22 protein-coding genes are annotated in these 19,926 nt (G+C 43.1%); 13 read left to right on the top strand and 9 right to left on the bottom strand.

Annotation, left to right across the window (positions count from 1 at the left end; all coding sequences use genetic code 11):
• Positions 1–17 precede the first annotated feature (17 nt).
• The 3 genes from E0Z06_RS09585 to mnmH all read left to right on the top strand — a co-directional run bounded on the left by E0Z06_RS09585 (position 18) and on the right by mnmH (position 3,956).
• Positions 18–1,691 (top strand): M28 family metallopeptidase, encoded by a 1,674-nt coding sequence (locus tag E0Z06_RS09585; protein WP_132584121.1) that lies wholly within the window; start codon positions 18–20, stop codon positions 1,689–1,691.
• A gap of 116 nt (positions 1,692–1,807) precedes the next feature.
• Positions 1,808–2,848, top strand: coding sequence for a selenide, water dikinase SelD (gene selD / locus E0Z06_RS09580; protein WP_132584119.1), 1,041 nt, complete (start codon positions 1,808–1,810; stop codon positions 2,846–2,848).
• Between the two features lie 13 nt (positions 2,849–2,861).
• Positions 2,862–3,956 (top strand): tRNA 2-selenouridine(34) synthase MnmH, encoded by a 1,095-nt coding sequence (gene mnmH, locus E0Z06_RS09575; RefSeq protein WP_243695484.1) that lies wholly within the window; start codon positions 2,862–2,864, stop codon positions 3,954–3,956.
• Between the two features lie 161 nt (positions 3,957–4,117).
• Here mnmH and E0Z06_RS09570 read toward each other — a convergent pair whose 3' ends face one another.
• From E0Z06_RS09570 to E0Z06_RS09560, 3 genes are all read right to left on the bottom strand, one after another.
• Positions 4,118–5,848, bottom strand: coding sequence for a DUF885 domain-containing protein (locus E0Z06_RS09570; protein WP_132584115.1), 1,731 nt, complete (start codon positions 5,846–5,848; stop codon positions 4,118–4,120).
• A 156-nt stretch (positions 5,849–6,004) separates the two neighbouring features.
• Complete coding sequence (locus E0Z06_RS09565) at positions 6,005–7,348, bottom strand: methyl-accepting chemotaxis protein (protein ID WP_132584113.1); 1,344 nt, start codon at positions 7,346–7,348, stop codon at positions 6,005–6,007.
• 66 nt (positions 7,349–7,414) lie between these two features.
• Positions 7,415–7,696 (bottom strand): hypothetical protein, encoded by a 282-nt coding sequence (locus tag E0Z06_RS09560; protein WP_132584111.1) that lies wholly within the window; start codon positions 7,694–7,696, stop codon positions 7,415–7,417.
• Positions 7,697–7,907: 211 nt separating this feature from the next.
• On the opposite strand from E0Z06_RS09560, the gene E0Z06_RS09555 reads away from it, so the two are divergent.
• Entirely contained in the window at positions 7,908–9,173 is a 1,266-nt protein-coding gene (locus tag E0Z06_RS09555; protein WP_132584109.1) for an Nramp family divalent metal transporter, read from the top strand.
• Between the two features lie 64 nt (positions 9,174–9,237).
• On the opposite strand, the gene E0Z06_RS09550 is transcribed toward E0Z06_RS09555, so the two are convergent.
• Positions 9,238–9,600, bottom strand: coding sequence for a DUF3718 domain-containing protein (locus E0Z06_RS09550; RefSeq protein WP_132584107.1), 363 nt, complete (start codon positions 9,598–9,600; stop codon positions 9,238–9,240).
• Positions 9,601–9,800: 200 nt separating this feature from the next.
• On the opposite strand from E0Z06_RS09550, the gene E0Z06_RS09545 reads away from it, so the two are divergent.
• On the top strand, positions 9,801–11,108 hold the full coding sequence (locus E0Z06_RS09545) for a hemolysin family protein (RefSeq protein WP_132584105.1): 1,308 nt from the start codon (positions 9,801–9,803) through the stop codon (positions 11,106–11,108).
• Positions 11,109–11,131: 23 nt separating this feature from the next.
• On the opposite strand, the gene E0Z06_RS09540 is transcribed toward E0Z06_RS09545, so the two are convergent.
• Positions 11,132–11,728 (bottom strand): DUF5610 domain-containing protein, encoded by a 597-nt coding sequence (locus E0Z06_RS09540; protein WP_132584103.1) that lies wholly within the window; start codon positions 11,726–11,728, stop codon positions 11,132–11,134.
• Between the two features lie 132 nt (positions 11,729–11,860).
• On the opposite strand from E0Z06_RS09540, the gene E0Z06_RS09535 reads away from it, so the two are divergent.
• On the top strand, positions 11,861–13,051 hold the full coding sequence (locus tag E0Z06_RS09535; RefSeq protein WP_132584101.1) for an MFS transporter: 1,191 nt from the start codon (positions 11,861–11,863) through the stop codon (positions 13,049–13,051).
• Here E0Z06_RS09535 and E0Z06_RS09530 read toward each other — a convergent pair.
• The gene (locus E0Z06_RS09530; protein ID WP_132584099.1) at positions 13,004–13,765 is read right to left on the bottom strand and encodes a pseudouridine synthase; all 762 of its coding nucleotides are present in this window, start codon (positions 13,763–13,765) and stop codon (positions 13,004–13,006) included. The two genes, E0Z06_RS09535 and E0Z06_RS09530, sit on opposite strands and share 48 nt — an antisense overlap.
• Before the next feature lie 148 nt (positions 13,766–13,913).
• Here E0Z06_RS09530 and E0Z06_RS09525 point away from each other — a divergent pair, with 148 nt between their 5' ends.
• On the top strand, positions 13,914–14,252 hold the full coding sequence (locus tag E0Z06_RS09525) for a tRNA-binding protein (RefSeq protein WP_132584097.1): 339 nt from the start codon (positions 13,914–13,916) through the stop codon (positions 14,250–14,252).
• 62 nt (positions 14,253–14,314) lie between these two features.
• Positions 14,315–14,563, top strand: a complete 249-nt coding sequence (locus E0Z06_RS09520; protein ID WP_132584095.1) for a DUF3297 family protein — start codon at positions 14,315–14,317, stop codon at positions 14,561–14,563.
• Between the two features lie 84 nt (positions 14,564–14,647).
• Here E0Z06_RS09520 and E0Z06_RS09515 read toward each other — a convergent pair whose 3' ends face one another.
• Together E0Z06_RS09515 and E0Z06_RS15635 are read right to left on the bottom strand one after the other, a co-directional pair.
• Positions 14,648–15,250 (bottom strand): phospholipase D-like domain-containing protein, encoded by a 603-nt coding sequence (locus E0Z06_RS09515; protein ID WP_207903067.1) that lies wholly within the window; start codon positions 15,248–15,250, stop codon positions 14,648–14,650.
• The gene (locus tag E0Z06_RS15635) at positions 15,222–15,419 is read right to left on the bottom strand and encodes a PLDc N-terminal domain-containing protein (protein ID WP_207903065.1); all 198 of its coding nucleotides are present in this window, start codon (positions 15,417–15,419) and stop codon (positions 15,222–15,224) included. Before E0Z06_RS15635 ends, E0Z06_RS09515 begins: the two co-directional genes overlap by 29 nt.
• Positions 15,420–15,946: 527 nt before the next feature.
• On the opposite strand from E0Z06_RS15635, the gene E0Z06_RS09510 reads away from it, so the two are divergent.
• The 5 genes from E0Z06_RS09510 to E0Z06_RS09490 all read left to right on the top strand — a co-directional run bounded on the left by E0Z06_RS09510 (position 15,947) and on the right by E0Z06_RS09490 (position 19,069).
• The gene (locus E0Z06_RS09510) at positions 15,947–17,092 is read left to right on the top strand and encodes a serine hydrolase domain-containing protein (protein WP_132584093.1); all 1,146 of its coding nucleotides are present in this window, start codon (positions 15,947–15,949) and stop codon (positions 17,090–17,092) included.
• A 9-nt stretch (positions 17,093–17,101) separates the two neighbouring features.
• Positions 17,102–17,656 (top strand): NADPH-dependent FMN reductase, encoded by a 555-nt coding sequence (locus tag E0Z06_RS09505; protein ID WP_132584091.1) that lies wholly within the window; start codon positions 17,102–17,104, stop codon positions 17,654–17,656.
• Positions 17,657–17,748: 92 nt separating this feature from the next.
• Entirely contained in the window at positions 17,749–18,492 is a 744-nt protein-coding gene (locus E0Z06_RS09500; RefSeq protein WP_132584089.1) for a hypothetical protein, read from the top strand.
• Positions 18,482–18,778, top strand: a complete 297-nt coding sequence (locus tag E0Z06_RS09495) for an amidohydrolase family protein (protein ID WP_165907390.1) — start codon at positions 18,482–18,484, stop codon at positions 18,776–18,778. Before E0Z06_RS09500 ends, E0Z06_RS09495 begins: the two co-directional genes overlap by 11 nt.
• 81 nt (positions 18,779–18,859) lie before the next feature.
• Positions 18,860–19,069 carry a hypothetical protein gene (locus tag E0Z06_RS09490; protein WP_132584085.1) on the top strand — a complete coding sequence of 70 codons (210 nt, stop codon included), beginning with the start codon at positions 18,860–18,862 and terminating at the stop codon, positions 19,067–19,069.
• A 74-nt stretch (positions 19,070–19,143) separates the two neighbouring features.
• Here E0Z06_RS09490 and E0Z06_RS09485 read toward each other — a convergent pair whose 3' ends face one another.
• A complete protein-coding gene (locus E0Z06_RS09485) occupies positions 19,144–19,926 on the bottom strand; it encodes a TonB-dependent receptor (protein ID WP_165907389.1) in 783 nt (260 codons plus the stop codon).

Genomic DNA, 19,926 nt, shown 5'->3' with positions numbered 1-19,926 from the left:
TTGTAAAAGGAAAATAAATGAAACACCCTTCTGGTTATACGCTAGCACTAATTGGTGCTGCTGCGTTGTTATCGGTGTCATGCGCCGAGCAAAAAACCGCACTCTTAGCGGATAAGGAAATAGTACAAACTGACTTTAGTGATAATTTTGCTGGTTATTTTCAGCATATCGCCTCAGATGAAATGTTGGGGCGAGCACCTGCAACCAAGGGTGAAGAAGTTACCGTAAGTTACCTTGAACAGCAGTTTGCTCGTATTGGTTTAACGCCATACAGCGGTGATAGCTATCGCCAGCCAGTACCCGTTGTGCAAATTGATCCGGTTAAGGTATCAGCATTAACGCTAACGGATAGTAGCGGCAAAACCCGTAGCTTAGGTTATAAAACCGATATGATGGCTTGGTCTACGCGGATGGTACCGCAAGTTGATGTTGCCAATAGTGACGTGGTGTTTGTGGGTTACGGCATAGTAGCGCCGGAGTATAACTGGAACGATTACGCCGGTTTAGACGTAAAAGGTAAAACCGTGGTGATATTAGTTAACGACCCCGGTTATGCCACGCAAGATGACGCGCTGTTTACCGGCAATGCCATGACTTACTACGGCCGCTGGACCTACAAATATGAAGAGGCCGCGCGCCAAGGCGCAGCAATGGCGCTTATTGTGCACGAAACCGACGCTGCCAGTTATGGTTGGAACGTGGTTGCGGGCACTAGCCCAATACGCTTTGAGCTAGCAAATGATAATAAAAACATGGACCGCTCAGAAGTCTATGGCTGGTTGTCGTTAGATGCTGCAGAGCAACTATTTGCTGCTAATAACACCTCATTAGAGCAACTACGTCAGCAAGCATTGAAACGCGATTTTAAACCTGTGCCATTAAATGCTAAAGCCGCAGTAAGTATTAGCAATAACCTGCGTGAGTTAACTTCAAGCAATGTGATTGGTTATATTAAAGGCACTGAGCAGCCTGATGAAGCCATTATTTATATGGCACATTGGGATCATTTCGGTTTAGATTTTAGTCGTCCAGACGATAAAATATTTAACGGCGCGCAAGATAACGCCGGTGGTGTTGCAGCTTTGTTAGCTTTAGCAGAAAAATTTAAAGCTGGCCCGCCGCCGAAGCGCTCAGTTGCTTTTGTTGCTGTTACTGCAGAAGAGCGTGGTTTGCTAGGTTCTGCCTGGTATGCTGATAACCCTCTATTTCCGGTGAATAAAACCGTCGCCGGTATTAATATGGATGTGCTTAACGTCTACGGTCCAATGCGTGATGTTTTAGTATTTGGCTATGGCAGCTCCGAACTTGAACCAATACTAGCGAAATATGCTAAGCAACAAAACCGCTATATTGCGCCAGAGCCAACACCGCAAGACGGTTTTTATTATCGCTCAGACCATTTTAATTTAGCGAAAAAAGGCGTGCCGATGTTATATGCGCGCGGCGGTGTGGATAGCTTTGTTAATGGTAAAGATTGGGGTTTAGAACAGCGCCGTATTTATGTGCGCGATTATTATCATAAAGTTACCGACGAGTTTGACCCAAACTGGGATTTACGTGGCAGCCAACAAGATCTATATTTGTTTTTTCAGGTAGGCACCGAGCTAGCCAATAGCTCTAGCTGGCCGAATTGGCATCAGGGTAAAGAGTTTCGCACCATTCGGGACCATTCACTGAGGGCTACACACTAAATAGACTAGCGGCTAGGGTTTTGCCTTAGCCGCTATATCAGAAATTGCTGCTGGCTCTTGTGCTTGAGCCATGCTTTCGTTATGTTACCGCCACTAGGTTATAGCCAAGTTTATATATGTCTGATTTTTCCTCTATTAATTTAACAGAATACAGTCACGGTGCCGGTTGCGGGTGTAAAATCTCGCCTCAGGTATTGGATAAAATACTCGTTTCTTCACTGCAATTTACCGATCCTAATTTACTGGTAGGCAATAGCAGTAAAGATGATGCGGCAGCATACGATTTAGGTGACGGCAGTGCGGTGCTAAGCACGACCGATTTTTTTATGCCAATAGTTGACGACGCCTTTGATTTTGGCCGCATTGCTGCAACTAACGCCATAAGTGACATTTACGCTATGGGCGGCAAGCCGATGCTGGCTATTGCTATTTTAGGCTGGCCAGTCAATAAATTACCGCCAGAGTTAGCGCAACAAGTACTGGAAGGTGGGCGACAAGCCTGTAAAGACGCCGGCATAATGTTAGCAGGTGGCCATAGTATTGATGCACCTGAACCTATTTTTGGTTTAGCCGTTACTGGCCGAGTAAATATTGCTCAGTTAAAACGTAACAATACGGCCAAAGCCGGTGATAGGTTATATTTAACTAAGCCGCTAGGCGTAGGTATTTTAACTACAGCGCAAAAGCAGAAAAAGCTGCAACCAGAACATGCGAACCTTGCGCGCGATTCTATGGTGCAACTCAATAGTATTGGTGCCGAAATAGCGCAGCTGGAGGGCATTTCGGCCATGACCGATGTTACTGGCTTTGGTTTGCTGGGCCATTTGGTTGAAATGTGTGAAGGCAGTGGTGTGCGCGCCGAGATTGATAGCCATACTGTGCCGGTTTTACCACATATTAACGAATACATTAAGCTGGGTTGCATTCCGGGTGGTAGCGGTCGTAATTTTGCCAGCTATGGCGGTAAAGTTTCGGCGTTAACTGTAGAACAACAAGCGTTATTGTGTGATCCACAAACCAGTGGTGGCTTGCTAGTGGCGGTAAGCCCCGAAGCTGAAGCGGCGTTTATTCATTTGGCGGTAGCCCACGATTTAGTACTGAGCCCAATTGGCGAGTTAAAGTCAGCGAGAAAAGGCCACCTTATTCGTGTTCGCTAAACAGCCTAACCACTTGCCATTGCTTGACAATTATCATGACATTTTACGCCAGCAGCCCGCGCTGCTGGATTTACGTGCACCAATAGAGTTTAGTAAAGGCGCATTTAAGCATAGCTATAATTTACCATTGATGAGCGATAGCGAGCGGGCTGCCGTTGGTACTTGCTATAAACAGCAAGGCCAACAGGCTGCCATAGAACTGGGCTATCAGCTGGTTACTGGTGAAGTTAAGCAAGCTAGAATAGCCAGCTGGCAGCAATTTGCGCAAGCTAACCCGAATGGCATGCTGTATTGCGCCAGAGGCGGGTTGCGCTCACAAATTGCACAGCAATGGTTAGCTGACAACGGCATAATTTACCCGCGTATTAAAGGCGGCTTTAAAGCCCTACGCAACGAGGCAATAAGTGTTATTAACCAAGCTGCGTATGAAAACTTGCTGTTACTGGGCGGGCCAACTGGCAGTGGTAAAACCCGTTTGTTACAACAATTACAGGCCGTAGATTTAGAAGCACTTGCTAATCATCGTGGCTCGTCATTTGGCCGCCGGCTATCAGCACAGCCCGAACAAATACGCTTTGAAAACGATTTAGCCGGCGCTATTTTGCAGGTAATGGCAACCAACCCCAGCTACTTGTTATTAGAAGATGAAAGCTTATTAATTGGCCAGCGTAATATTCCCGCGCTGTTACACCAAGCTATGCAGCGTGGGCCATTATTGTTATTAGAAGAGCCTTTAGCCGAGCGGGTTGAAGTGATACTGCAAGACTATATTATCGATTTACAACTGGAAGCTCAGCAACATAATGCAGAGCAAGGCTTTGCTATCTATAGCGACATGTTGCAACAAGCCATGCTGCGTATTCGTAAGCGTTTAGGCGGGGCACTATATGCGCAGTTACAAACATTGTTACAACAGGCATTGCTTGAGCAGCAGCAAAGCGGCGATATCCATTTACATCGGCTTTGGATCAAGCGGTTATTAACCGATTATTACGATCCTATGTATGCGTATCAGCTAAAAAAACGCAATGTGCCGATAATTATGCGCGGCAATGCTGAGCAGCTGCTACAGTGGTGGCAACAACTACCGCATTCCAAGCATGTGTAGCCTTATATAAACCGTACTTAATTACTTAGCGTGGTTTAGTTGCCGCAAATAGAGGTACCGAGCAGGCTATGACAGATAGCGGTGATATTAAGCAGCTAAAACAGTTACACCGGCAATTACTCGATGGTGTGTAATATGCCGGTGCTGTGCTAACAGGCTGCTTATTGTTGCTTGGCTATCCATTCTAACGTTAGCTGTTCTAATAGCTCTAGTGGCAGGCTACCGGATTGTAAGATTTGTTGGTGAAACAAACGAATATCAAATTTATCACCGAGTTGTTGTTCAGCTTGCTGGCGCAATTGGCGAATTTTTATTTCACCAATTTTGTACGACAAGGCTTGCGCTGGCCAAGTTATATAACGGTCAATTTGTGCTTCCACTTCGGGCATTGTTAGCGCAGTATTATCGGCTAGATAATCTATAGCTTGTTGACGGCTCCAGCCCATCGCATGCATGCCAGTGTCTACCACTAAACGACAAGCACGCCACGTCTCATAGGTTAGTCGGCCAAAGTCGCTGTACGGATCTTGATAAAAACCCATTTCTTTCCCTAAGCTTTCGGCATATAAGCCCCAGCCTTCACCATAAGCACTATGGTATAGGGTTTTGCGAAATTCGGGCATATCCATTTCTTGTGCTAAAGCACTTTGCAAATGATGACCGGGCTCTGCTTCATGAAATGTAAGGGCTTCTAAGTTATAGAGTGGCGCACTGCGCAAGTCATTTGCACCAATAAAGTAGGTGCCTGATGTGGTGCCACTGCCATCTGATGCCACATAATACGCGCCACTATTTGGGCTGGCTTTAACGTCAAAGGTATTTCTGGGCAGGGTGGCAAACCATTTGGGCAACTGACCGGCCATTTTACGGGTAATGTAGCTGGTTTTTTCCAGTAACTGCTGTGGTGAATTGGCATAAAACTGATCATCAGTACGTAAAAAGTTAATAAAGGCTTTAAAATCGCCTTTAAATCCAACGTCTTTAATAATTTTCGTCATCTGTAAACGAATACGTTTTACCTCATCTATACCAAGCTGATGGATCTGCTCTGGCGTCATATTGGTTGTAGTGTAAAAGTTAATCAGGTACTGATAATACGCTTTGCCATCTTCTAGAGCAGTAATGCCGACCTCTTTACGACAAGCCGGCATATATTCTTGGCTAAAGAACGTATATAGCTTGGCGTACTCAGGAATTACTGTTTCAGTAATCAGCTTTTTACCGTTAGCTTGATAATAATCTTGCTGTGCTTGGCTAAACTGGGCCGGTTGCTTGGCTAAAGGTGCATAAAATACGCTGTCAGTAACCTTGTTTACCATATGCTGGCTAATGGTTTTATCGTAATTAGCAAAGCTATCACAGTACTGGGTGTAACCTTTCTTAATAGCTTGACGCATATCGTCAATATGTTGCTGATTGTAGCGCGGAAAATCAGCCAAGCTAATAAGATAGTTATCGTAATCTTGCTTAGTTAAAAACGACATATTATCTGGTGCGCCGGCAAAATAACTGTGGTAACCAGAATACGCCTGCATTGGAAACATATAATCAAATTGCTGATAGCTTTGGGCTTCCGTTTCTCGCTCGTATTTAAATAAGCGTAAAGTGATGCTATCCGCGGCTGAGAGCGTATCAGGCTTAATTTTCGCGAGCTGTTGCAACATACGTTGATTAAAGGCTTCACGCCGCTCACGTCCCGCTTTGGACATATCCGGTAATTTGCCATTCATGCGAAATGCGTCAGGGTCTTTGCGAAAGAAAATTTGTTCTTTATTAGCCTGTGCCCAGTGCTCAGCAAGCAACTGCTGTAGCTGCTCGGTAGCACTGGTTGCATAGCTTTGTGGGGTAAATACTAGCAGTGTGGCAGCAGATAAACATTGACCCAGCGTCATAGCCTGTATCCCATTACAAGGTTGTTTTTATTGTAATGTTATACCACAGCTAGTTTTAACCGACTATTACTGGCACTGTAAAGTCGCTGTTATTTAAAGTCGAAAACAGCGACGAGGTATTTTATTGTTACGGTGCAAGCACGCTATTTTGTGCATTTACACTTTAAATTCAGAGGATATTTTTACCAGCTGCGTCATGCTGTTACTTAACTCATGTAATTTTGTCGGCAAGCCGGTGATGGCTGTTTTCATATTTAACGACAGATCTTTGACTCGGGTAATATTACTAGAAATTTCGCTTGATACAGCGAGTTGCTCTTCCGTTGCTGCTGCGATCGATGTATTTAAATTATGAATTTCGGCTGAGGCATTACCAATTTCGGATAGTGAATCCGATGCTTGTTGTACCTTATCTTGGGTGCTTAACATCAAGCTATTACTGTCGTTAATGGCAATTCGCGTTTGTTCAGATTTTTGTTGTAAATTGGCAATCATTTGCTCAATTTCTTTCGTAGATTGAGAAGTACGTTGCGCTAGGGTTCTTACTTCGTCGGCAACGACAGCAAAACCGCGGCCTTGTTCTCCGGCTCTGGCCGCTTCAATTGCCGCATTTAGTGCTAACAGATTAGTTTGTTCAGCAATAGACTTAATAACATCGAGCACATTACCTACATTTTTACTTTCATCAGATAATGCCTGAATTAACGAGCTGTTATGTGCCAAGTTGGTTGATAGTGACTGCATTTCATTAACTGCTACCGAGAATAAGCGTAAGCCGGAGTCGACATGATCTTCACTTTTAGCGGCCTGAATTTCGGCATTTTGCGTGCTTTCTGACACCGAAGCAAGGGCTGTAGTCATTTGCTCTATCGCGACAGCGGCCATTTCTAGCTCTTCCATTTGCGAGGTTGCCTGTTGGCTACTATCACGGGCTAAGGACGCGACCACGTCGGTAACAATAGCAACTTGGTTAGTTGCGGTATTAATAGCTTTATAGCTAGATTGAAATAACTGTAGCAACTCATTGAAATTTCCAGCAATAGCACCAATTTCAGATTGGCTTTTGTCTGATAAACGGCTAGTTAAATCTTTACTTTTATTGATATTTAACAGTTCTTGAGAAATGGTACTGATCGGTGTGGTTATTTTGGTTTTTACAATTATATAACCAATAATACAGCCCAAGATACCAAGACAAACCACGAGTGTGGTTAGCATAACAAACCAGGCAACAGATGCCATTGCCGCTTCATATTGTGTTTTAGTTCGTTGTTCAAGTGCTAGAAAAAACTCATTTATTGGCTGCATGACACGCGCTTTTTCTTGATGATGTTTTTCGCCATTTAGTAAGCTAATAGCCTCTAATTGCTGTTGTTCGCTGTGCGCAGGGTTATCAATAATGTTCATTGCGTTAACTTCAAGCTCAACTAACTGGTTTGAATTGTTTTCTGCTTGTTGTAATAGCTCAAATTCTTTAGCGCTAAAGTTCAGTTCGCGCATCTGCGCTTGTAACGACTGAGTCTTACCGTCTTGTCTGGGCTTATCGCCGTAATCAAGTACTAGGTCTCAATAGATACCTTCATAACCTTCGGGCCGATTTTTATTGCCGCTACGAATAGCAACGACGTCGTTATACATCTTTTTATATTGCGCATTGCCGGTGGCCACATAAGTGCGGGAAAAACGGGTAAGTTCATCCGAACTATGCCTTAATTCATCGGCAGCTTGATACGATTTGTAGCGTAATTGCGACATATCGCCAAGATTATTGACTTGGGTTTTTAGGTGAAACACTAGCGCTACCGACAGCGCAAAGATAAGTAGTATTACTGCAAACACGAGCGTCATTAGGCGTTGAACCATAATATCTACTACCTATTTTATTGTTATATACCTTTGATTATTGCAACAAATTGTCTAAATACAAATGTTGAAACGTTAAAAATAGCATGAGGTAATTGTTCTGAATTAGCCAAGGTTTTTAAATATATTTCTGTTTATCGTATTGCAGCCTGCGTATGCTAAGGTGATACCACACTATCTTTGTCAGTTATTATCTATGTCAACAGTTGCAACGCATAAGAAGACCTTGTTTGGCCCAGCGACCTTAGTTACCGCGGCATTTATCGGCCCAGGCACAGTGATTACCGCGTCATTAGCAGGTGCTAATTACGGTTATGCTTTAGTTTGGGCACTGTTGTTTTCGGTATTTGCGACTATGGTGTTGCAAGAAATGGCGGCAAGGTTAGGTATTGTTACAGGCAGAGGCTTGGGTGAGAATTTACGTGAGCTGGTGCAGCAACCTTTGTTGCGTTGGCCACTACTATTGTTAGTGGTGGTTGCCATTGTTGTGGGCAATGCGGCTTATCAAGGCGGTAATATTAGTGGGGCAGCATTAGGTGCAGAAGCGCTATTTGCTGATAATAGCGTTATTTATACATGGGGCATTGCTACCGGCGTTAATCTTTGGGCACTATTGCTTGGCGCGCTAGCCGCATTGATCTTGTGGTTCGGCCAGTACAAGTTAATAGAACGCAGCCTTATCATCTTAGTGCTACTAATGAGTTTGGCCTTTATTGGTACTATGGTGTTAACTCAGCCAAATTTGCTTGCCTTGTTACAAGGTGCGCTTTGGCCAACTATGCCAGATGGTGCGGTATTAACGGTGGTGGCCTTAGTTGGTACCACTGTTGTGCCATATTCGCTATTTTTACACGCTGCTGCAGCTGCACAAAAATGGCCGCGGCACGGCATAGACACTAACGAAGCTTTGCATGCCGCACGACAAGATATCGCCATCGCCATTCCTTTAGGCGGTTTAATTTCTATTGCTATTGTCTCAACGGCTGCCTCCGCTTTTTTTGGTAGTAAATTGCAATTAGATAATGTCGCGCAATTAGCGCAGGCACTAACGCCGTTATTTGGTAGCGCGGCAACCTGGTGTTTAGCATTAGGGTTAATGGCGGCGGGTTTATCATCGGCGATTACTGCACCTTTGGCTGCCGCCTATGCGTTAGCGGGCATCTTAGGTAAACCGCTAAATTTAAAGCAGCCGGTATTTCGACTTACGTGGTTATTTATCATTATTTGCGGCGTAGTGTTGTCATCTTTGGGAATTAAACCGGTAAGCATTATTTGGTTTGCGCAGGTTGCAAACGGTATTTTATTACCCATAATTTGTCTGTGTTTATTGTTAGCGATGAACCATGCGGTGTTAGGACAATATAAAAATAACCGCAAGCAAAATATATTGGGCTTGCTGGTGCTGTTGGTAAGTTTACTATTGAGTTGGCGAAGCCTTGCGTTAGCCTTTGCCTTATTATAATCGGCGCTCACAGTACAATGCTATTAAGCAAAGCAGCACAAACGCTGCTTTGCTTGTTAATAAATTATTCGCCAATACGGGTACGTATTTCGTTAACTAAAGGTGAGGCGGTAAAATTGTTTTCGCTGGCCCATTTTGCGTAATCAAACTCGCCAAGGGTTTTTGATGGCATTTGCTTTACAATAAAAGTGCCTGATTCATAGGCATCATTTCTGATAGCAAACTGCAGCATATTTTCGTTGTTACAGAAAACGCTTCCAAACACCGTTCGTACGTTTATTTTATTATCTGCCAATATCTTGCGTAATTGGTTACGGTTGTCTTCTTTGATATAGCTACACATTGTGCCTGCTAACTGATCATTAGCGTGCAGATGAAACGCTGACGTTAACAGTAAAGCGGCAATACCCAATACAACTTTCTGCATAAATCCCTCCAGGGAATATGTTATGGCAAGCAAATTCGTTATTTGCTGACAAAGTATAGACTGACTTTAGGGCGTAAGCTTGGTGCTAAGCTAAATTCTGTTTGAATATTTTCAGTAAGTTAGCAAGATTATGCCAGAACAACGCTATAATAGCGCAGTAGTTCAGTTTATGGTGCTGACTCGTTGTTACAGGAGTGAACATGTCCACGCTAGAGTATATGCTGCTAATCATTTTATTGGTTGCAAGCAGTGCGTTTTTTTCGGTATCAGAAATAGCCTTAGCGGCATCGCGTAAAATGCGCTTACGCCTAATGGCTACCGAGGGTAATGTGGACGCTGAAAAGGTATTAGCGCTGCAAGAACACCCAGGTAACTTTTTTACTATTGTGCAAATTGGTTTAAATGCGGTAGCTATTTTGGGCGGTATTTTAGGTGAGTCGGCATTCACGCCATACTTTAGTCACTTATTATCATTATTTTTTAGCGGCAGTTGGGTGCCTAAAGCCGGTTTCGCTTTATCAGTATTTTTTGTTACCTCATTATTTATTTTATTTGCTGACTTAATGCCAAAACGTTTGGCGATGATTTCACCTGAAAAAATTGCCGTGCGTGTTGTTACACCAATGTTGTTTTTAATTACCGTACTTAAGCCTTTTGTCTGGTTATTTAACGGCTTAGCCAACCTGTTTTTTAGCTTATTTAAAGTGCCAACGATGCGTAAAGATGATATTACGCCAGATGATATTATTGCCATGATGGAAGCTGGCGCGCAGGCTGGTGTATTACAAGAGCATGAGCATCAGTTACTAGAAAATGTATTTGATATGGAATCTCGCACCGTAACCTCAGCAATGACAGCGCGTGAAAGCCTTATTTATTTTACCGCTGATGAAACGCAAGAAGGTATTAAAGCTAAGCTTGCCGAGCATCCACATGCAAAGTTTTTAGTGGTAGAAGGCGTACTGGATAAAGTGGTTGGTTATATTGATACCCGAGATATTTTAATGCAGGTATTGCATGACCAACCTATATCGCTAAAAAAAGAAGGTATAGTTCGAGCACCGTTAATTATTCCTGATACCTTGTCACTATACGAAGTGCTAGAGCATTTTAAATCGGCTGGTGTTGATTTTGCCATCATTATGAATGAGTACGCGTTGGTGGTGGGTATTATTACGCTAAAAGACGTAATGAGTATTGTGATGGGTGAGCTGGTAAATTCAGAGGAAGACCAGATTGTTGCTCGTGATGAAAACTCTTGGCTAGTAGAAGGGCTTACACCGTTACAAGATGTAATGCGTGTACTCGATATAGACGGTTTTCCTAATTCAGAAAACTATGAAACCATTGCTGGTTTTATGATGTTTACTTTGCGTAAAATACCCAAACGTACCGACTTTGTGTTACACGGCGATTATAAATTTGAGGTAGTTGATATTGACAGCTACAAGATAGATCAGCTGTTAGTAACCCGCATTGCACCAATTGAAACTAGCGATAAAGCCTAAATAACATAGCAGCCGTAAGGCTGCTATTGCGTATTATCCGCAGCAGCCTTTTCGGGATTGGTCGCCAGTTCTAGCATTTTTTCGCGAAAACTGGTTAAGCCTTTCATCACTAAGCCATAAGTTTTATCTACACCCGTTTCCACTTCACCTTCGTATACTTGTAAACCTTTAAGGATATTTTTAGCATCAGCAAAGCCTTTTTCAATGCCACCACCAATAACCTTTAAAAAGTTATCAAGGTTTTCTTCTTCCGATTTATTGGGGTTTTGCTCTTTATAGCGGCTATAAAAACCAGTGGCAAAGGCAACAATGCGATCCGCTGTCGCTTCTGGTGACGTGTCTATACCCGAGTCGTAAATTTTTTGTGCAGCATTTGCACCCATAACAGGTTCAAGCTCTGCGTTAATACCATCTAGTGCGGTTTTATATAATAAACTTAACGAATCGTTATTACTGCGCAATGATACCTGTTCATTAGCGCGCATAATGGCGATGTTTTGCACTTGCTTAGCTTGCGCCGCTTGATTTTTAATTTCTTGATTTTCTTCGGGTTTAACCGGCGCAGTGCTGGGTTTCGCCGCGTTTGTAATCGACGTATTACCACCTGATGTGATAGCCATAATATGCTCCTAAAATTTTACCTTAGTATAGTGCTTATCAGGTTATCGGTAGCAACTAATAAAACTTTAATTTTTATATTTATAAACTAATAGGCTTTATACTAGGCATTATTTTTTAATAGGTTTAATGCTGTGATTGAGTACAAAAGTGCGATGTTTTATCGCAGTACCTTTGCCTTGTGCTTAGCCGCAGTAGTGGTGTTTGCTAATTTGCATTTAATGCAGCCATTACTGCCTGAATTAAGCCGTAAATTTGGCTTAAGCCTGTTACAAACCTCTTGGGCTTATACCATTAGTACGTTGTTTCTCGGCTTGTCGTTATTAGTTTACGCTGCATTATCAGATGCTTGGGGCCGAAAAAAGCTGCTGTTAATCACCTTAGTGGGTATGAACTTAAGTACATTGGCATTAACTCAGGTAGATAGCTTTTCCGCATTATTATTTTGGCGGGCGATACAAGGGATATTTTTAGGTGGCTTGCCAGCTATTGCCATTGCCTATATGGGCGAAGAATATACTAAGCCGGCATTAGTGGCGGCGGTCGGCTTTTATATTAGTGCTAGCTCGCTAGGCGGTATTAGTGGTCGATTAATGGCTGGCGCGCTGGCTGATATTGGCCATTGGCAGTGGGTGTTTTGGCCGGTTACTGTGCTTGGCATTCTTAGTTGCCTGCTTGTTTGGCGAACCTTGCCGCCAGCACGACGTTTTGTGGCAAGCTCATTTAACGCACGCCAAGCAATAGCCGATAACTGGTATCACTTACGCCAGCCTTTATTGCTGTTAACCTATCTTATTGGTGGACTTAGCTTTTTTATTTTTTTAAATCAATATACCTATATTGCTTTTGTGTTGTCAGAAGCGCCTTATTATTTATCCAGCTTTTGGATTGGCCTGTTATTTGTCACCTACTTTACCGGCACCATAGGCTCTGCCATCTCAGGTAAGGTTGCGGCTAAAATGCCTGTACCTTTGGGTATGGCTTTGGGCATTGTTATTCTTGTGTTTGGTACTTTGATAACGTTAAGCCCAAGTCTATTGGGTATTGTGCTAGGCTTCTTTATCAACGCGTTTGGCTTTTTCCTAACCCATTCATTGGCTAGCAGTTGGGTAAACCAATGTGCCACACGCGCTAAAGCTAGCGCCAGTGCGTTGTATTTGGTGTTTTATTATCTGGGGGCCAGCACTGGCAGCTTATATTTGCAGCCGTTTTGGCAATGGTTACACTGGCCTGGCATCGTAGTTGGCGCGCTATTAATGTATAGCGTTACCTTGCTGTTATGTCTTTGGTTGTGGCAACAGGCTAAGCGCTTGCAGCTGAGTTAATTCAGCCACGCTGAGCTCACGCAGTTCACCGGCGGCCAAATTGCCTAGTTGTAAGTTATGTAGACTAAGGCGCTGCAATGCAGTAACCCGATAGCCTAGTGTTTTACACATGTAGCGAATTTGCCGATGCAGGCCTTGAGTTAGCGTGATATTAAACTGCCGCGTAGTAGTTTGTTGCACCAGACACGGGCGAGAATAATACTGCGTTTCGCCCAATCGCCAGCTAACGCCATTAGCCATTTTTTGTATAAATTCTGCGTTAATATCTTTATCGACATCAACCTGATAGGTTTTTTCATGGTAGTAATCCGGATGCATTAGGCGTTGGCTTAACTCGCCGTCATTGGTAAGTAATAATAAACCACTAGAGTCTTTATCTAACCGGCCGACGGCGAATAAACGTTGCGGCAAGGTTTTTAGTAACTGATATAAACTGGCTGGATCGCTAGGACGGTTATTACAGTCAATACCAATTGGCTTGTGGTATAGCAAGTATTGGTGCTCGGCTTGTGCGGGTAACGCTTTTCCGGCAATGGTAATAGTATCGGCGTTACCTACCAAATCGGTATGCTTGCCCAGCTGACCATTACAGCTAACGCTGCCCTCGCTAATTAAACGCTCGGCCGCACGGCGCGAGCAATAACCGCTTTGTGCAATCCATTTTGCTAAACGTTGTGTTGTTACCCTAGGTGTCAAAGTGTAAGCCTTATACATTTAAAACGCCGATACTAACCGATTACCAGCAGTTATGTCAGCGCAGCTACTTATATAGCGATAACAATACACCATTGAATTAGTGATAAATATTAGTTAGCTTGGCTAGATGTAAAATTATAACTGGATTAGGAGGCCTTACTAGCAGATGCATTATATTGAGTGGGGCGACTTTCAGAAAGTTGATATCCGTGTCGGTACTATAGTTGCCGTGGAAGATTTTCCAGAAGCCCGCCGCCCGGCATATAAATTACAGATAGATTTTGGCCCAGAGCTGGGTATTAAAAAATCTAGCGCGCAAATAACAGAGCTATATACCAAAGAATCGCTTTTAGGTAAGCAGGTATTGGCTGTAGTAAATTTTAAACCTAAACAAATTGGCCCAATGATGTCAGAGTGTTTAGTTACCGGATTACATCGTGCTGACGGTTCGGTGGTGCTATCGACGGTTGATCTGAATTTACCCAATGGCGCGAGGTTAGCCTAGCTTATTGAGCGATTGGCCTATATTGTCTACAATAGCGCACTTTTATTTATTATAGGTTAAACATGAACGATACTAAATCTCTACCGGCGCTACCCGATCGCCTTTCTAGCAACCCACGCAGCCCGCATTATGTCGCTGAGGTTTTCGAACATAGCATTGGTATTCGCCTTAACGGTAAAGAACGTTTTGATATTGAAGAATATTGCATCAGCGAAGGCTGGGTAAAAGCAGCGTCACCAAAAGCGTTAGACCGTCGTGGTCAACCGTTATTAATGACCCTAAAAGGCACAGTTGAAGCTTTTTACAGTTAATTAATGGCGAAGCCTATAAGTTACTGAGCCAACATAATCAAAAGCCACTTAACTGTTTTATGGCATTTTACTTTAATTGGGTTGCTATAGAATAGGCCCAATAGTGGCAATAATGTTATTCCAGATGCGCCGCGAATAGCGCCATTTAAGCACGGTATTTAGTTCAACCAACTCAGAATCGGTAATATAACTTTGCTGCCGCTCGCGAATTGCCGTGGTAATTGTACTGTCTTGTAGCAAAATATTGTTTTCGTAATTTAGATCAAAGCTGCGCAGGTCAAGATTTGACGAGCCAATTAAGCTAACACAATTATCAATAGTCAGCGTTTTTGCATGTAACAAGCCGGCGTTGAACTCATAGATAATACACCCAGCATCGAGCAGTTGATGGTAGTAACTACGACTGGCGGCTGAGACAATCCAGCTGTCGTTCGCTTTGGGATAAATTAATGTAACCCGAACGCCACGATGTGACGCCGCGCATAAAGAATCTAGTAACGTTGCGTCAGGCACAAAGTAGGGTGTAGAAATAGTAAGTTGGGTTTCTGCACTGGCAATCAAATTAGCAAACAGTTGAGGTGTTGCAGCTCGACGTTCAGTAGGGCCAACGCCCATGACCTGTGCGGGAAATCCAGCTGCGGCAGCAGTGGCATTGAGTTTAAATGCGTTTAATTGCTCGGTGGCCAATATCAATTTCGCCAAACAGAAAATATATCACTACACCAAAATAAGGCATTACGTTTAACACAATAAACCACGCCAAGCGGCCCGGTGGTGATAAATCATCACGTAGTAAAATTCGCGTGGTAAAGCTTAAAACTAAAAGCAAATGCAGGGTAACAACAACTGTCGTCAATTTTCTCTATCCATCTTCGTTGCCGCTAGCTTGGCATATTGATTAGGCATTGATTCTATAGAATAAATACAAACAAGCTATAGTGATATTCCAAAGCAGAATTCGAGTACTATCCGTAACAGCTGAAATTTATACTAATAGCTGAGATAATCGATCAAGATGCTGATTTAAAATAGCGTGAGGATAAGGCAAATTTAATGATGGCGAATAATATTATTAATGCTACAAAAAATAAAAGCCATCAACACATTGCGATGGCTATGCTACGTTTAATTGCCTAGAACATTTTTTGAGGATTTCTTGGACTCTTTCGCCGCTTTTTTCTCTTTTGCTGTTAAAAGTGGTTTCTTTTTAACGTCTTTCTTACTGTCTTTGCCTTTGCTCATGATATTTCCCTCTTTAATCTAAAGCAAACTGAGCCAACTTAATGGCTGTAGCTACGTCATGACCTTTTCAACCCGACAACTTGGTGTATGACGATTTCAGTATGCCTCTAGAGATGAGTAATAGATAGGAGTGGATTACATTTGGCTGCACAAATAGCACAAATCTTGCGCACGCAATGTGAACTCATGCTGCAAAGCAATAAGCGGCTGCCAGGTGTTACTGTGTCAGTTGCTATGCCAGATGGCATGCTGGCAAGCGCTGCCGCGGGGTACGCCGATAGGCAATTACAACGACCTATGACAATTTCTGCAAAAATGCCTGCGGGCAGTATTGGTAAAACCTTTGTTGCTGCGGTGGTGCTTAGCATGGTTGCTGATGGCATCTTAGTATTAGATGCGCCGATTGCACCATGGTTTGCTAATACCAACTGGTTTTGTCGGCTACCAAATTATAAAACCATAACCTTACGGCATTTGCTCAATCACAGCAGTGGCCTTATCGACCACGTTTTTGATACTGGAGTCGGTTTTTCAAATTTTATTAAACAAAAATTAGTAGATGAAATGCTACATCAACCCATTGCAGCCGAAGAACTAATACAATTTGCGCTGGATCGCCCGCCGTTGTTTTTAGCCGGTATGGGCTTTCATTACAGCGATACAGGCTATGTGTTGATAGGTATGCTAATTGAACGCGCAAGCTCAGCTAGCTATTACGCCACGTTATCGCAGCGCTTGCTTAAACCACGCCACCTAGCTGACACCTTGGCATTTGACTGCATTGACATGCCCCGTTTAGTTCAAGGCTATGCGCAGCAGAGTCGACGCTTATTCGGGATCCCCAAACGCATGCTTGAGCATGGGCAGCTAGTGCTGCATCCCTCGTTGGAATGGACAGGTGGCGGCATAGTTAGTACTACGGCAGATTTGGTGCGCTGGGCCAAAGCGTTGTTTGAGGGCTCGGTGCTTACACCCGTTTTATTAACACAGATGCTGACATCCATAGCGCGCCCCAAGCCGTTAGCCGATGACACCGGTTGCATGTTAGGCTACGGTTTAGGTGTTAACATCGTAAAGTCAGCGTTTGGCACCTGTTATCGGCATGATGGTTTTTTTCCTGGATATAATAGTGTGTTAGCGTATTTCCCAGATAAGAAAATTGCCATTGCCATGCAAGTAAATACAGACAATGTCAGTATGGAGGCGTATTTTAAAGCTTTAATTACGGCAGTATTTTATCACCTAGAACAGCACGAAAATTGTGATTCCATCATTGATAACATCTAAGGACAACAGATGAAAATATTAGGTATAAGTGGCAGCTTAAGAGCAGGTTCTTTTAATACGGCTTTATTAAAGGTCGCTGCTGAATTAGCGCAAAAAGCCGGTGTAAAATTCGAGATATACGATATTTCTGACATTCCATTTTATAATTCTGATCTGGATGCTGATAATAAGCCTGACGCTGTAGTCAAATTTAATGCTGCGATAAAAAGCGCTGATGGCCTACTATTTTCAACGCCAGAATATAACTACAGCATTTCTGGTGTACTTAAAAATGCCATCGATTGGGCGTCACGGCCGGGTTTTAATGCCGCACTAACCAAGAAACCTTGCGGTATAGTAAGTGCGTCCATGAGTACGCTAGGGGGTGCTAGGGCGCAAATACACTTACGAGATATCTTGTTTGGCACTTTATCACCGGTATATTTGGCGCCTGAATTTTTACTCGCGTCGGCACATAAAGCATTTGATGAAAACGGTAAACTAGCTGATCAAAAAACTGCAGAATTTCTCGATAAATATATACAAGGCTATGTTGGTTGGCTTAACACGATAAAAAATAACTAATTATTTTAAATATTTGACTGTGGGCAGCAACTTGGGCTTTAACTATTGGTTTGAGCTGATACCACGATAATCCGCTTTAAAGGAGCTAGGTAATGCGAGTGTTAATATATGGCGCTATGTTAGGCTTAGTATTGGGTTGTTCTGATCCAGTAGAACAAACCAAAGAACCCGTTGCGAGTCAGGATAACTATACAGTAATGCTTAATGGCAATACAGTGGGGCATTTAAATGTGACCACTAACCTGATCCCAAGTGGCAGCCAGATAAAGGTCGATTTTGACTATAAGAGTAATGGCCGTGGGCCTGGCTCTCAGGAAAGCCTAACTTTAGATCAACAAGGCGTGCCAACCAATTGGCAAATTAGCGGTAATACTACCTTTGGTAATAGCATTACCGAATACATGCACAGCCTAGGGGAGAAAGTGAGTTGGCAAGATGCAACCGGTTCTGGTGAGAAAACTCTGCAACAAAGCGCATTGTACGTGCCACAAAACAGTAGCCCTTATACCCAATACATCTTAGCTAAAGCGCTAATGCAGACTGAGAATAAGACTATGCCGGCACTGCCAGCTGGGCAGTTATCGCTAGAAAAGTTAGAAAGCCTGAATATAGATACCGATGGTAGTAAACTGAATTTAATGACTTACGCTTTAGCCGGCGCTAACGTAAACCCTGATTATTTAGTGGTTGACAGCAAACAGCAGTTTTTTGCCTTTATAACACCACAATATATTGTTATTAGACAAGGTTTTGAAGCTGAAGAAGCGCAGTTACGTCAGCTTTCAGCAAAATACTCTACCGACAGACTTGGGCGGGGCCTTTACGTTGCATCGTGAACTAGAGCTTTTTCAACAGTTGGGTTATAGCGCCGCAGAATTACTAAAACTAGGCAGCTATGATATGGCGAACTATTTGGGGCATAGCGACCGAGGTAGTATTGAAGCCGGTAAATTGGCTGACTTCTTTTTAGTGCCGGGTAACCCAACTGAAGATCTTAAAGCCATTAAAACGATTAGCTTAGTTTCGCGCAGTGGCGTGTTTTATTACCCGACAGAAGTTTATCCAAAACTTGGTATTAAACCCTTTACTGATAAGCCGTTAGTGCGTGAGCTTACTCAATAATACGCGTTGAGTGTGTTGTACCTAACTATGTAGCTAAGTACTTTTAATGCCAGTAAATAACGATGTAAGAGATATTTTTCGATGATGGAAAACCAAAATAATGCGCCAACAAAGAATGACGGTTTATCTTATGCTACTGAAAATAATCGGCTGCAAACGGTTGACCCTCTAGCAGAAATTAAAGCCATGCGCTTGGCACAATTGGCGGTATGTCGTTTAAAAGCCGATATTGAAATGCAGGTAATGCAACAGAAAGTGCAAGTGAGTGATAGTGATAAAGGCATTAAGTAGCTGGGTATATAAAAGGCTAGCGTAGCGGTAAATATTGCTATGCTAGCCTTAATTTATAGGTGCTATGGCTAGCTTTACAAGGTTAGTTGTAACTTCAGCCAAAAGGTGCGGCCGGGCTCGTTAACACGTTCGGTTTGAATAAACCCTGGAATACCGCCACCCATACCATTGCCGCCTGCACGGCTAACAAACTCGGCATAATTCTTATCAAATAGGTTGTCGGCACCCGCGCTAAACAGTGTGCTATCGGTTAGTTGCCAGCTAGCATTAAGTGAATAAATAACAAAACCGGCCGCGGCACCTAAGTCTTTGCCAACAATATTACCTTGGTTTAACGTATAACGATTTTGCCTATCGACTACCCGCATTAGCGAGCCTACTGACCAGTTGTCGCGGCTATAACTTAGCCCAGTACGCCATTCTAATGGCGATATTTGCGGTAGCGGCGTGTTATCGCTAGTGTTAGTGGCATGCACATAGGATAGCGCGGATTCTGCCTTCCACGTGGTACTTAACGCGTGTGCAATACTTAACTCGGCGCCGTAACTTCTTGTATCAATGTTTTGCACAAAGCCGTTGGCTTTCATCATGTTGCTGTAGTTTACTAAGATAAAATCGTCTACTTGATTATAAAATGCAGATACGGAAAACTCAGTTTTTTCGTTACGGTACATTATGCCGGTATCAAGCTGCGTGGTTTGTTCGGGTTTAATATTAAAGCCACTAATGCTTTGTTCCGCTTCTTTGGCTATTAGCTCCCAGTAATCGGGAAAGCGTTCAGTGTGGCCAATACCAAAGTAAACCAGTGCTGATGTGTTAGCTAGTTTGTGTTCAACACGGGCAAAAGCACTATGCAA

It is taken from the genome of Rheinheimera sp. D18 (assembly GCF_004345025.1).
Classification (GTDB): Bacteria; Pseudomonadota; Gammaproteobacteria; order Enterobacterales; family Alteromonadaceae; genus Alishewanella; species Alishewanella metallidurans.
Note: the sequence above shows the minus strand (reverse complement) of the source record. Positions and strands in the feature narration are given on the sequence as shown.

Bases quoted from the DNA above. Each gene is read 5' to 3' on its own strand.
- E0Z06_RS09585 (WP_132584121.1), top strand. From the start codon at position 18: ATGAAACACCCTTCTGGTTATACGCTAGCACTAATTGGTGCTGCTGCG.
- selD (WP_132584119.1), top strand. From the start codon at position 1,808: ATGTCTGATTTTTCCTCTATTAATTTAACAGAATACAGTCACGGTGCC.
- E0Z06_RS09570 (WP_132584115.1), bottom strand. From the start codon at position 5,848: ATGACGCTGGGTCAATGTTTATCTGCTGCCACACTGCTAGTATTTACC.
- E0Z06_RS09565 (WP_132584113.1), bottom strand. From the start codon at position 7,348: ATGCGCGAACTGAACTTTAGCGCTAAAGAATTTGAGCTATTACAACAA.
- E0Z06_RS09560 (WP_132584111.1), bottom strand. From the start codon at position 7,696: ATGACGCTCGTGTTTGCAGTAATACTACTTATCTTTGCGCTGTCGGTA.
- E0Z06_RS09555 (WP_132584109.1), top strand. From the start codon at position 7,908: ATGTCAACAGTTGCAACGCATAAGAAGACCTTGTTTGGCCCAGCGACC.
- E0Z06_RS09550 (WP_132584107.1), bottom strand. From the start codon at position 9,600: ATGCAGAAAGTTGTATTGGGTATTGCCGCTTTACTGTTAACGTCAGCG.
- E0Z06_RS09545 (WP_132584105.1), top strand. From the start codon at position 9,801: ATGTCCACGCTAGAGTATATGCTGCTAATCATTTTATTGGTTGCAAGC.
- E0Z06_RS09540 (WP_132584103.1), bottom strand. From the start codon at position 11,728: ATGGCTATCACATCAGGTGGTAATACGTCGATTACAAACGCGGCGAAA.
- E0Z06_RS09530 (WP_132584099.1), bottom strand. From the start codon at position 13,765: ATGTATAAGGCTTACACTTTGACACCTAGGGTAACAACACAACGTTTA.
- E0Z06_RS09525 (WP_132584097.1), top strand. From the start codon at position 13,914: ATGCATTATATTGAGTGGGGCGACTTTCAGAAAGTTGATATCCGTGTC.
- E0Z06_RS09520 (WP_132584095.1), top strand. From the start codon at position 14,315: ATGAACGATACTAAATCTCTACCGGCGCTACCCGATCGCCTTTCTAGC.
- E0Z06_RS09505 (WP_132584091.1), top strand. From the start codon at position 17,102: ATGAAAATATTAGGTATAAGTGGCAGCTTAAGAGCAGGTTCTTTTAAT.
- E0Z06_RS09500 (WP_132584089.1), top strand. From the start codon at position 17,749: ATGCGAGTGTTAATATATGGCGCTATGTTAGGCTTAGTATTGGGTTGT.
- E0Z06_RS09490 (WP_132584085.1), top strand. From the start codon at position 18,860: ATGATGGAAAACCAAAATAATGCGCCAACAAAGAATGACGGTTTATCT.